This is a genomic window from Pseudomonas sp. GM33, from assembly GCF_000282295.1.
In the GTDB taxonomy this organism is placed as follows: Bacteria; Pseudomonadota; Gammaproteobacteria; order Pseudomonadales; family Pseudomonadaceae; genus Aquipseudomonas; species Aquipseudomonas laurylsulfatiphila.
Window position 1 is genome coordinate 26,378 of the sequence record NZ_AKJO01000110.1, and the last position, 11,523, is coordinate 37,900.

Genomic DNA, 11,523 nt, shown 5'->3' on the forward strand with positions numbered 1-11,523 from the left:
CGTCTGCGTCAGCCCCGGCTGGCCCCTTTCGACTGTGATCCACGGAATAAAAATAATGAACCAGCCCCAGTCTGCTGTAGGAAACTGCCTTGACGTGCAGTCCTTCATCAATGCTCAACCCATTTCGCGCTACCAGTGGCGGGTAGTCATCCTGTGTTTCCTGATTGTCTTTCTCGACGGCCTCGATACCGCGGCCATGGGATTCATTGCGCCGGCTCTGTCGCAGGATTGGGGAATCGATCGCGCCAGCCTCGGGCCGGTGATGAGCGCGGCTCTGATCGGCATGGTCTTTGGTGCACTGGGCTCCGGGCCATTGGCTGACCGCTTTGGGCGAAAAGTCGTACTGGTCGGGGCGGTGTTGTTGTTCGGTGCCTTCAGCCTGGCTTCGGCCTACAGCACCAACGTCGAGCAATTGCTGGTGTTGCGCTTTTTAACCGGGCTGGGCCTGGGCGCCGGCATGCCGAACGCCACGACCCTGCTGTCGGAGTACACCCCGGAGCGCAAGAAGTCCTTGCTGGTGACCAGCATGTTCTGCGGTTTCAACCTCGGCATGGCCGGCGGCGGCTTTATCTCGGCCAAGCTCATTCCGGCCTTTGGCTGGCACAGCCTGCTGCTGATCGGTGGAGTCTTGCCGCTGATCCTCGCCGTCGTATTACTGTTCTGGCTGCCGGAGTCGGCGCGTTACCTGGTGGTGCGTAACCGCGGTACGGACAAGGTGCGCAAGACACTGGCGCCGATTGACCCGACGGTGGTGGCCCAGGCGTCCAGCTTCAGCGTGCCGGAACAGAAAACCGTGAAGGCGCGCAATGTGTTTGCGGTGATCTTCTCCGGCACCTACAGCGTCGGCACCTTGCTGCTGTGGCTGACCTACTTCATGGGCCTGGTGATCGTCTACCTGCTGACCAGCTGGCTGCCGACGCTGATGCGTGACAGTGGCGCGAGCATGGAACAGGCCGCCTTCATCGGTGCGCTGTTCCAGTTCGGTGGCGTGCTGAGTGCGGTGGGCGTGGGCTGGGCGATGGACCGGTTCAATCCGCACAAGGTCATTGGCACTTTCTACCTGCTGGCCGGGGTGTTTGCCTACGCGGTGGGGCAGAGCCTGGGCAGCATCACAATACTGGCGACGCTGGTGCTGGTGGCGGGGATGTGTGTCAACGGTGCGCAATCGGCGATGCCGTCACTGGCGGCGCGGTTTTACCCGACTCAGGGGCGGGCCACCGGTGTGTCGTGGATGCTCGGGATCGGCCGCTTCGGCGCCATCCTCGGGGCGTGGATGGGCGCGACACTGCTGGGGCTGGGCTGGAACTTCGAGCAAGTGCTGACGGCCCTGGTGATTCCGGCGGCGCTGGCGACCACGGCCGTTGTGATCAAGGGCATGGTCAGTCATGCGGATGCGACCTGACAGTCTGATCCGGAATCTCGTGTTGGTTTGAGGACCCATTCGCGGGCAAGCCCGCTCCCACAGGGATACGCGGTCACCTGTGGGAGCGGGCTTGCTCGCGAAGCTTTTGATCTGGATTGTTAGTCGAACAACAATGCGTTCGATAATCGAACGGTTAGTCGATTATCGGATTGTTTGACGTTTTGCACAGGCTTAACCTTCAGTCATTCCGGCGCTGCGCATCGGCGCCTTCTTCCACTGTCGGTTAACAACAAACGGGAGCCTGCCCCAATGGCTGAAATTCTTTCGCTGCACGACGCGGTGAAGCAATTCGTGAACGACGGCGATACGGTCGCGCTCGAAGGCTTCACCCACCTGATCCCGACTGCTGCGGGTCACGAAATCATTCGCCAGGGCAAGAAAGACCTGACCCTGGTGCGGATGACCCCTGACCTGATCTACGACCAGTTGATTGGTGCCGGTTGTGCCCGCAAGCTGATTTTCTCCTGGGGTGGCAACCCGGGTGTCGGCTCCCTGCATCGCCTGCGTGACGCCGTCGAGAAACAGTGGCCGCACCCGCTGGAAATCGAAGAGCACAGCCACGCCGACCTGGCCAATGCCTACGTCGCCGGCGCTTCCGGCCTGCCATTCGCGGTGCTGCGAGCCTACGCCGGTTCCGACCTGCCGAAGGTCAACCCGCTGATCAAGTCCGTTACTTGCCCGTTCACCGGCGAAGTGCTGGCTGCGGTGCCTTCGGTGCGCCCGGACATCACTGTGATCCATGCGCAGAAAGCCGACCGCAAAGGCAACGTGCTGCTCTGGGGCATTCTCGGCGTGCAGAAAGAAGCCGCACTGGCCGCCAAGCGTTGCATCGTCACCGTTGAAGAGATCGTCGACGACCTGAATGCACCGATGAACGCCTGCGTGTTGCCGACCTGGGCCTTGAGCGCGGTTTGCCATGTACCTGGTGGTGCGCATCCGTCCTACGCCCACGGTTACACCGAACGCGACAACCGCTTCTATCAGGCCTGGGACCCGATTGCCCGCGACCGTGAAACCTTCACCGCGTGGATCAACGAATACATCCACGGCAGCGCTGACTTCAGCGAGTTCCAGGCCAAACTGGCCGCCGCTTCGGAGGCGAAGTAATGACTTACACCACCAATGAAATGATGACCGTCGCCGCCGCTCGCCGCCTTAAGAACGGTTCTGTGTGCTTCGTGGGCATCGGCCTGCCGTCGAAAGCGGCCAACCTGGCGCGCCTGACGTCTTCGCCTGATGTGGTATTGATCTACGAATCGGGTCCGATCGGTGCCAAGCCGAGCGTATTGCCGTTGTCGATCGGTGACGGTGAATTGGCTGAAACCGCCGATACCGTGGTCCCGACCGGCGAGATTTTCCGCTACTGGTTGCAGGGCGGGCGCATCGACGTCGGCTTCCTCGGGGCGGCGCAGGTCGACCGCTTCGGCAACATCAACACCACCGTGGTCGGCGATTACCACGCACCGAAAGTGCGTCTGCCGGGTGCCGGTGGCGCGCCTGAGATTGCCGGTTCCGCCAAGAGCGTGTTGATTATCCTCAAACAGTCGGCGCGCTCCTTTGTCGACAAACTCGACTTCATTACCTCGGTCGGCCACGGCGAGGGCGGTGATTCGCGCAAGCGTCTCGGCCTGCCGGGCGCTGGTCCGGTCGGCATCATTACAGACCTGTGCATCATGGAGCCGGAAGCGGGCACCCATGAGTTCGTGGTCACTGCACTGCACCCGGGCGTGACCCGCGAGCAAGTGGTCGCCGCCACCGGTTGGGCGATTCGCTTTGCCGACAGCGTTGCAACCACCGCCGAGCCGACCGACGTCGAACTGACCGCGCTGCGCGATCTCGAAGCCCGTACTGCAGCGGCCCACGGCCAAGCCCCCGGAGAAGCGTGATGCGTGACGTTTATATCTGCGACGCGATTCGTACCCCCATCGGCCGTTTCGGCGGCGGTCTGTCGACGGTGCGTGCCGACGACCTGGCCGCCGTGCCGATCAAGGCCTTGATGGAGCGCAACCCGTCGGTGGACTGGAGCGCCGTGGACGAGGTGTTCCTCGGCTGCGCCAACCAGGCCGGCGAAGACAACCGCAACGTTGCGCGCATGGCGCTGCTGTTGGCGGGGCTGCCGGAAACCATTCCCGGCGTGACCCTCAACCGCCTTTGCGCTTCGGGCATGGATGCCATCGGCACCGCGTTCCGCGCCATCGCCAGCGGCGAGATGGAGTTGGCGATTGCCGGCGGCGTCGAGTCGATGTCCCGTGCGCCGTTCGTGATGGGCAAGGCCGACGCGGCGTTCTCGCGCAACATGAAGCTTGAAGATACCACCATCGGCTGGCGCTTCATCAACCCGCTGATGAAAGCCCAGTACGGCGTGGATGCAATGCCGCAGACCGCTGACAACGTCGCTGACGATTACAAAGTCTCCCGCGAAGATCAGGACGCCTTTGCCCTGCGCAGCCAGCAGCGCACTGCCGTCGCGCAAGCCGCCGGGTTCTTTGCCGAAGAAATCGTCGAAGTGCGAGTTGCCCACAAGAAAGGCGAGACCGTGGTCAGCCAGGACGAGCACCCTCGCGCCGACACCACCCTGGAAGCCCTGACAAAACTGAAACCGGTCAACGGCCCGGACAAAACCGTCACCGCCGGCAATGCCTCGGGTGTGAACGACGGTGCCGCCGCGTTGATCCTGGCCTCGGCCGAAGCCGTGAAGAAACACGGTCTGACCGCCCGCGCCAAAGTGCTGGGCATGGCCAGCGCCGGTGTTGCACCGCGGGTGATGGGCATCGGCCCGGTGCCGGCGGTGCGTAAACTGACCGAGCGCCTCGGCGTGGCAGTAAGCGATTTCGACGTGATCGAACTCAACGAAGCCTTCGCCAGCCAGGGTTTGGCGGTGCTGCGTGAACTGGGGATCGCCGACGATGCCGCCCAGGTCAACCCGAACGGTGGCGCGATTGCCCTGGGCCATCCGTTGGGCATGAGCGGTGCGCGTCTGGTGCTGACGGCGTTGCATCAGCTGGAAAAAACCGGTGGCAAGAAAGGTCTGGCGACCATGTGCGTCGGTGTCGGCCAGGGTCTGGCTTTGGCAATCGAACGGGTCTGACACTCCCTGTCGGCTAACAAGAACTGAGGAAAGAGTAATGACTGACAAGCCTGGTTACCGTCGCCCGCAGGAGGGTACTCAACCGGAGTACCTGCATCCGACCTATCAATCCACCAACCTGCGCTCGCCGTCCAAGCCGTTGGTGTTTCTGCCCCATTCGTTGTCGGAAATCACCGGGCCAACCGTCGGCGCCGAGCGCGTCAACGAGAAGGACAATGACCTCACCGCTCAGCACGAAGGTCAGCCACAGGGTGAGCGCATCATCATTCACGGCCGTGTACTGGATGAAAACGGTCTGCCGGTGCCGGGGATTCTGGTGGAGATCTGGCAGGCCAACGCCGCCGGTCGCTACGCCCATGCCCGTGACCTGCACGACGCGCCGCTGGACCCGAACTTCACCGGTACCGGCCGTACCGTGACCGACGCCGATGGTTGGTACCAGTTCCAGACCATCAAGCCCGGTGCGTATCCGTGGGGTAACCACCACAACGCCTGGCGCCCGGCGCACATCCATTTCTCGCTGTTCGGGCCGAGCATCCTGACGCGCTTGGTGACGCAAATGTATTTCCCGGGCGACCCGCTGCTGGCGTACGACCCGATCTACAACTGCGTGCCCGATACCCGCGCCAAAGAGCGCTTGATCGCCTCGTTCGACCTGGAAAAAACCATCCCGTCCTATGCCCTCGGTTATCGCTGGGACATCGTTTTGCGCGGCCGCGACGCCACGCCGATGGAGAAATAAGATGACGCTGACTGCGACCACGTCCCACACCGTCGGGCCGTACTACCACATCGGCCTGACCTGGCTGAACCGCGAAGACCTGACCGTCGAACAAACCCTGGGCGAGCGCGTGGCGATCACCGGGCAAGTGCTCGACGGCAATGGCGACATCGTCAACGACGCGATGCTGGAAGTCTGGCAGGCCAATGCCGCGGGCAAGTATGACCATCCGGAGGACGACCAGGAAAAACCCCTGGACCCGAATTTCGAAGGCTTTGGCCGGGTGCCGGTGGATGCCGAAGGGCGTTTTCGTTTCACGACCATCAAGCCGGGAACGGTCGAGGGACTCAAAGGCACGACTCAGGCACCGCACCTGGTGGTACTGGTGTTTGCCCGTGGCCTGGTGAAGCACTTGCTGACGCGGATTTACTTTGATGGCGAAGCCGCCAACGTCAACGATCCGTTGCTGGAATGCGTGCCGGCCGAGCGTCGCGGTACCTTGCTGGCCAGGAAGGATGCGTCGGGTGTTTATCAGTGGAATGTGATTCTGCAAGGCACTGATGCGGAGACGGTGTTCTTCGATTATTAAGACCCAGATCAAAAGATCGCAGCCCATGCCTTTGTAGGAGCTGCCGCCGGCTGCGATCTTTTGTGTGGAACGGGACTGTTGCAAAGTATGTCTAGACTCTCACTGTCCCCATTGAGTAGAAAACAATGACAACGACCACCGCTACACAACCGCTATACACCGGTGAGGAGCGCAGCAAGCGGATCTTCGCCATCGTCGGTGCCTCGTCCGGCAACCTGGTCGAATGGTTCGACTTTTACGTCTACGCCTTCAGTGCGCTTTATTTCGCGCCGGCCTTTTTCCCCTCCGACAACCCCACAGTGCAGTTGGTCAATACCGCGGGCGTGTTTGCCGCCGGGTTCCTGATGCGACCGATCGGTGGCTGGATTTTCGGTCGGTTGGCAGACAAGCACGGGCGCAAGAATTCGATGTTGATCTCGATTCTGATGATGTGTTTCGGCTCGTTGCTTATCGCCTGCCTGCCGACCTACAGCAGCATCGGGATCTGGGCGCCAATCCTGTTGCTGTTTGCGCGTTTGCTCCAGGGCCTGTCGGTAGGTGGCGAGTACGGCACCACCGCCACCTACATGAGTGAAGTCGCCCTCAAGGGGCAGCGCGGTTTCTTCGCATCGTTCCAGTACGTGACACTGATTGGCGGGCAACTGCTGGCGGTATTGGTGGTAGTGATCCTGCAACAGTTCCTCAGTGAAGAGGAGTTGCGTGCCTACGGTTGGCGGATTCCCTTCGTGGTTGGTGCCATGGCGGCGCTGGTTTCGCTGTATCTGCGTCGTTCGCTGAAAGAAACCTCCAGCAAGGAAATGCGCGAAAACAAGGACGCCGGCAGCATCGGCGCGCTGTTTCGTGACCATAAGGCCGCGTTCATCACCGTACTCGGCTACACCGCCGGTGGCTCGCTGATTTTCTACACCTTCACCACGTACATGCAGAAGTACCTGGTGAACACCGCCGGCATGCCGGCCAAGACCGCCAGCTATATCATGACCGGCGCGCTGTTCCTCTACATGTGCATGCAACCGGTTTTCGGCATGCTCGCCGACAAGATCGGCCGGCGTAATTCGATGCTCTGGTTCGGCGCCCTCGGTACGCTGTGCACGGTGCCGATCCTGTTGAGCCTGAAAAGTGTCAGCAGTCCGTTCCTGGCCTTTGTGCTGATTACCGTCGCCCTGGCAATCGTCAGTTTCTACACCTCGATCAGTGGCCTGGTGAAAGCCGAGATGTTTCCGCCGGAGGTGCGTGCATTGGGTGTCGGCCTGGCGTATGCGGTGGCGAATGCGATCTTCGGTGGTTCGGCGGAATATGTGGCCTTGAGCCTCAAGGCCGTGGGCATGGAAAACTCCTTCTACTGGTATGTAACGGTGATGATGGCGATAGCCTTCCTGTTCAGCCTGCGTCTGCCGAAACAGGCGAAGTATCTGCATCACGATCTTTGATCTTCTCGCGCGGGCCGCAAAGGCCCGCGCCTTCAGGAACTGTTTATGAACCAGCGACCGGGCAATCAATTGTTCGATGCCTATTTCACTGCCCGCGATATGCGTGACGTGTTCTGCGATCAGGGCCGGGTCCAGGCCATGCTCGATTTCGAAGCGGCATTGGCCCGGGCCGAAGCGCGGGTCGGGTTGATTCCGGCGAGTGCTGTCGCGCCGATTCAAGCGGCTTGCAGCGCCGGGCTTTACGACTTTGCGGCGTTGGGCGAGGCGATTGCCACGGCGGGTAACTCGGCGATTCCGTTGGTCAAGGCGCTGGGCAAGCAGATCGCTGCGCAGAATGCCGAGGCCGAGCGTTACGTACATCTGGGTGCGACCAGCCAGGATGTGATGGACAGCGGCCTGGTGCTGCAATTGCGTCGTGCGCTGGAGCTGATCGAGAACGATCTGGCGCAACTGGGGCAAATCCTTGCGACGCAGGCCGAACGATATGTGGCTACGCCATTGGCCGGGCGCACCTGGTTGCAGCATGCGACGCCGGTGACCCTCGGCATGAAAATCGCCGGTTGGCTGGGCGCCGTGACTCGCAGTCGCCAGCGCCTGGCCGAATTGAAATCGCGTCTGCTGGTGCTGCAATTCGGCGGTGCGTCCGGCACCCTCGCGGCACTTGGCGAGCAGGCCATGCCGATTGCCCAGGCGCTGGCCGAAGAGCTGCAACTGACCTTGCCCGAGCAACCGTGGCACACCCAGCGTGATCGGGTGGTGGAGTTCGGCGCGGTGCTCGGGTTGATCGCCGGCAGTCTCGGCAAGCTGGGTCGCGACGTCAGCCTGCTGATGCAAACCGAAGCCGCCGAAGTGTTCGAACCTTCGGCGCCGGGCAAGGGCGGCTCCTCGACCATGCCGCACAAGCGCAATCCGGTGGGCGCGGCGGTGTTGATCGGCGCGGCGACGCGTGTACCCGGTTTGCTCTCGACACTGTTCAGCGCCATGCCCCAGGAACACGAGCGCAGTCTTGGCCTGTGGCATGCCGAGTGGGAAACCCTGCCGGAGATTTGCTGCCTGGTGTCGGGCAGCCTGCAGCAAGCGTTGCTGATCGCCCGGGGACTGGAAGTGGATGCCGGGCGCATGGCGCACAACCTCGATCTGACCCAGGGCCTGGTGCTCGCCGAAGCGGTGAGTATCGTCCTCGCCCAACGGGTTGGCCGCGATACCGCACACCATCTGCTCGAACGCTGCTGCAAACGCGCGGTGGCCGAACAACGTCACCTGCGTGCGGTGCTCGGCGACGAACCGCAAGTGACCGCCGAACTGTCGGCGGCTGAACTCGATCATCTGCTGGACCCTGCCCATTACCTCGGCCAGGCCCAAACCTGGGTCGAGCGGGCGGTGGCCGAACATTCTGCATTGACTGCCTGAAGGAGAATTGCTGTGGCTTTTGTACAACTCGCCGAGGGCGAACTGCATTATCAACTGGATGGACCGGTCGATGCGCCGGTGCTGGTGCTGTCCAACTCCTTGGGCACCGACCTGCACATGTGGGACGCGCAAATCCCGGCGTTCTCCGAGCATTTTCGCGTGTTGCGTTTTGACACTCGCGGTCATGGCCAGTCATTGGTGACCCCGGGACCTTACAGCATCGAGCAACTGGGCCGCGACGTGCTCGCCTTGCTGGATGCCTTGCACATCGAGCGCGCGCATTTCTGCGGCTTGTCCATGGGCGGGCTGATTGGCCAGTGGCTGGGGATCAATGCCGGCGAGCGCCTGAACAAGCTGATCGTGTGCAACACCGCGGCGAAAATCGGCGATCCGTCAGTGTGGAACCCGCGTATCGAAATGGTCCAGCGTGATGGTCAGGCGGCCATGGTTGCCTTGCGCGATGCCTCGATTGCCCGCTGGTTCACTCCGGACTTCTCTGCCGCCAACCCGGCGGCGGCCAAGCAGATTACCGACATGCTCGCGGCCACTTCACCCGAAGGCTATGCGGCCAATTGCGCGGCGGTGCGTGATGCCGATTTCCGCGAGCGGTTGTCCTCGATCAAGACGCCGTTGCTGGTGATTGCCGGGACCGAAGATGCGGTGACGCCGCCATCCGGTGGGCATTTCATTCAGGAGCATGTGCGCGGGGCCGAGTACGCCGAGTTCTACGCCGCGCATTTGTCCAACGTCCAGGCAGGCGAAGCGTTCAGCGAGCGCGTGCTGGCGTTTCTGTCGGCTGATTGAGGGGAATTTCGTGGACGAAAAACAACGTTATGACGAGGGTATGAAGGTCCGTCGCGCGGTCCTTGGAGACGCGCATGTCGACCGCAGCCTGACGACCCTGACCGAGTTCAACTCGGAGTTTCAGGAGATGATTACCCGCCACGCCTGGGGCGACATCTGGACCCGTCCGGGCCTGCCGCGTCATACCCGCAGCCTGATCACCATCGCCATGCTGATCGGCATGAACCGCGAGGGCGAACTCAAACTGCACCTGCGCGCCGCCGCCAACAACGGCGTGAGCCGTGGCGAGATCAAGGAAGTGATCATGCAGAGCGCCATCTACTGCGGCATTCCGGCGGCCAATGCGACCTTCCACCTGGCCGAGTCGGTGTGGGATGAGTTGGGGGTCGAGTCGCGGGAGTAAGCGGTAAAACGGTGAACAACCTGTGGGAGCGAGCTTGCTCGCGATGGCGTCGGCACATTCACTATTGATGTCGCCTGATACACCGCCATCGCGAGCAAGCTCGCTCCCACATTTGTTTTGTGTTTACAGCAAGCTGATCGGATAGCTGATGATCAACCGGTTCTCATCGAACTCGTTATTGCTGTAATCCCGGCGCATGGTCGAGTTGCGCCATTTCAGGTTCAGGTCTTTCAGCACGCCACTCTGCACGGTGTAGCCCAGTTCCGATTCACGCCCCCATTCCTTGCCGTCGGTGATGCTGCCGGTGTGCACATTGTCGCCGCTGATATAGCGGTTCATCAGGGTCAGGCCAGGAATGCCGAGGGCGACGAAGTTGTAGTCGTGGCGCACCTGCCAGGATTTCTCCCGGGCATTATCGTAGCTGGAGTTGTAACTGTCGTTGGCCAGGGTGCCGCCGCTGGTGCCGTTGACCCGCATCCAGGCGCTGTCGCCGGTGAGTTTCTGCAGGCCGACGTAGAAGGTGTGGCCGCCGTATTTGGCCGAGAACAAACCGTACAGGGTTTTGTTGTCCAGCTCGCCGGCCCGGGCGCTGCCGTCATCCTTGCCGTAGAAGAAACCCAGGTTGGCGCCCAGGGTCCAGTCGCCAAGCGGTTGGCTGTGGATCAGGTTGACGAACTGCTGGCTGTAGATGTCCTTGAGCTCGGCGTTCCACAGACCAATCTGGGTGCGCTTGTCATTGAACACGTACTCGCCGCCCTCGAAGTTGAATCGATCAGAGGTGAAGGCGGCTTTGCCGGTCATCGACATGTCGCTCATGCTGCTGTCGTCGCGCGGGCTGTTGGCGCGGAACTGGCCGCCGTACAACGTTAGTCCGTTGATTTCTTTCGAGGTGATCTGACCGCCACGGAAGGTTTGCGGCAGCGAACGACCATCGTCCGAACGCAGGATCGGCAGCACCGGCATCCATTCGCCAACCTTCACTTCTGTCTGGGACAGCTTCGCCTTGAAGGCCACGTTGGTGCGGCCGAAGTTGTCTGCAGGGCGGCCGTCATGGTCCAGCGGCAGCAGTTGCGTACCGCCGGTACCTTTACCGCCATCGAGTTTTACCGAGTACAAGCCCAGCACATCCATGCCGAAACCTACGGTGCCCTGGGTGAACCCGGACTTGGCATCGAGGATGAAACTTTGCGTCCACTCCTCAGCCTTGCCCTGGGCCTTGGTCGGGTTGGTGAAGTTGCGATTGATGTAGAAGTTGCGCAGGTTCAGGTTGACCTTGGCGCCCTCGACAAAGCCCGACTCCTCGGCGCTGGCGGGCAGGGCCGCGCAGGCCAGGGCAATGGCGATCAGGCTGGGAACGAAGTACGGCGCGGGAGAAGGCGTCATGAGCTCGGGTCTCTCTAATTCTTGGATGAAACGGGGTGATGCCGCAACCCGGGGGTTGCAGACGAACAGTCAAAATCAGCACAAAGGAAGCGGATCAGCCGGGGAGGGCAGGGCGCGGGGGCATGGTGTCGAACCTGTTGTTATTGGTTTTGTGGTTCGGATGGTGCGTGGAATGTACTGGATGGTTCAATCGTAAAAAGCGGGTTCTGGGCGATTATCGAACATAACCTTGACCCAAATTTATGTGGATTATGGACCGGCCTCTTCGCGAG

11 protein-coding genes are annotated in these 11,523 nt (G+C 61.6%); 10 read left to right on the forward strand and 1 reads right to left on the reverse strand.

Annotated elements, in window-relative coordinates:
- Positions 1 to 55: 55 nt before the first annotated feature.
- From PMI26_RS09470 to pcaC, 10 genes are all read left to right on the forward strand, one after another.
- A complete protein-coding gene (locus PMI26_RS09470; protein ID WP_007976679.1) occupies positions 56 to 1,402 on the forward strand; it encodes an MFS transporter in 1,347 nt (448 codons plus the stop codon).
- Between the two features lie 270 nt (positions 1,403 to 1,672).
- The gene (locus tag PMI26_RS09465; protein ID WP_007976681.1) at positions 1,673 to 2,530 is read left to right on the forward strand and encodes a CoA transferase subunit A; all 858 of its coding nucleotides are present in this window, start codon (positions 1,673 to 1,675) and stop codon (positions 2,528 to 2,530) included.
- Entirely contained in the window at positions 2,530 to 3,309 is a 780-nt protein-coding gene (locus PMI26_RS09460) for a CoA-transferase subunit beta (RefSeq protein WP_007976682.1), read from the forward strand. Before PMI26_RS09465 ends, PMI26_RS09460 begins: the two co-directional genes overlap by 1 nt.
- Complete coding sequence (gene pcaF / locus PMI26_RS09455) at positions 3,306 to 4,511, forward strand: 3-oxoadipyl-CoA thiolase (RefSeq protein ID WP_177323536.1); 1,206 nt, start codon at positions 3,306 to 3,308, stop codon at positions 4,509 to 4,511. Before PMI26_RS09460 ends, pcaF begins: the two co-directional genes overlap by 4 nt.
- 37 nt (positions 4,512 to 4,548) lie before the next feature.
- Entirely contained in the window at positions 4,549 to 5,253 is a 705-nt protein-coding gene (pcaH, locus tag PMI26_RS09450) for a protocatechuate 3,4-dioxygenase subunit beta (RefSeq protein ID WP_007976686.1), read from the forward strand.
- 1 nt (position 5,254) lies between these two features.
- Positions 5,255 to 5,821, forward strand: a complete 567-nt coding sequence (gene pcaG, locus PMI26_RS09445; RefSeq protein WP_007976688.1) for a protocatechuate 3,4-dioxygenase subunit alpha — start codon at positions 5,255 to 5,257, stop codon at positions 5,819 to 5,821.
- A gap of 125 nt (positions 5,822 to 5,946) precedes the next feature.
- A complete protein-coding gene (locus PMI26_RS09440; protein WP_007976690.1) occupies positions 5,947 to 7,251 on the forward strand; it encodes an MFS family transporter in 1,305 nt (434 codons plus the stop codon).
- 45 nt (positions 7,252 to 7,296) lie between these two features.
- Complete coding sequence (locus PMI26_RS09435; RefSeq protein WP_007976692.1) at positions 7,297 to 8,661, forward strand: 3-carboxy-cis,cis-muconate cycloisomerase; 1,365 nt, start codon at positions 7,297 to 7,299, stop codon at positions 8,659 to 8,661.
- A 12-nt stretch (positions 8,662 to 8,673) separates the two neighbouring features.
- Entirely contained in the window at positions 8,674 to 9,465 is a 792-nt protein-coding gene (gene pcaD / locus PMI26_RS09430; protein ID WP_007976694.1) for a 3-oxoadipate enol-lactonase, read from the forward strand.
- A gap of 10 nt (positions 9,466 to 9,475) precedes the next feature.
- On the forward strand, positions 9,476 to 9,868 hold the full coding sequence (gene pcaC, locus PMI26_RS09425) for a 4-carboxymuconolactone decarboxylase (protein ID WP_007976697.1): 393 nt from the start codon (positions 9,476 to 9,478) through the stop codon (positions 9,866 to 9,868).
- Between the two features lie 123 nt (positions 9,869 to 9,991).
- Here pcaC and PMI26_RS09420 read toward each other — a convergent pair whose 3' ends face one another.
- Positions 9,992 to 11,251 (reverse strand): OprD family porin, encoded by a 1,260-nt coding sequence (locus tag PMI26_RS09420; protein ID WP_007976700.1) that lies wholly within the window; start codon positions 11,249 to 11,251, stop codon positions 9,992 to 9,994.
- Positions 11,252 to 11,523: the final 272 nt, after the last annotated feature.

Excerpts from the sequence above, each read along its gene's own strand:
- pcaG (WP_007976688.1), top strand. The coding sequence starts at position 5,255 with ATGACGCTGACTGCGACCACGTCCCACACCGTCGGGCCGTACTACCAC.
- PMI26_RS09440 (WP_007976690.1), top strand. The coding sequence starts at position 5,947 with ATGACAACGACCACCGCTACACAACCGCTATACACCGGTGAGGAGCGC.
- PMI26_RS09435 (WP_007976692.1), top strand. The coding sequence starts at position 7,297 with ATGAACCAGCGACCGGGCAATCAATTGTTCGATGCCTATTTCACTGCC.
- PMI26_RS09420 (WP_007976700.1), bottom strand. The coding sequence starts at position 11,251 with ATGACGCCTTCTCCCGCGCCGTACTTCGTTCCCAGCCTGATCGCCATT.
- PMI26_RS09460 (WP_007976682.1), top strand. The coding sequence starts at position 2,530 with ATGACTTACACCACCAATGAAATGATGACCGTCGCCGCCGCTCGCCGC.
- pcaH (WP_007976686.1), top strand. The coding sequence starts at position 4,549 with ATGACTGACAAGCCTGGTTACCGTCGCCCGCAGGAGGGTACTCAACCG.
- PMI26_RS09465 (WP_007976681.1), top strand. The coding sequence starts at position 1,673 with ATGGCTGAAATTCTTTCGCTGCACGACGCGGTGAAGCAATTCGTGAAC.
- PMI26_RS09470 (WP_007976679.1), top strand. The coding sequence starts at position 56 with ATGAACCAGCCCCAGTCTGCTGTAGGAAACTGCCTTGACGTGCAGTCC.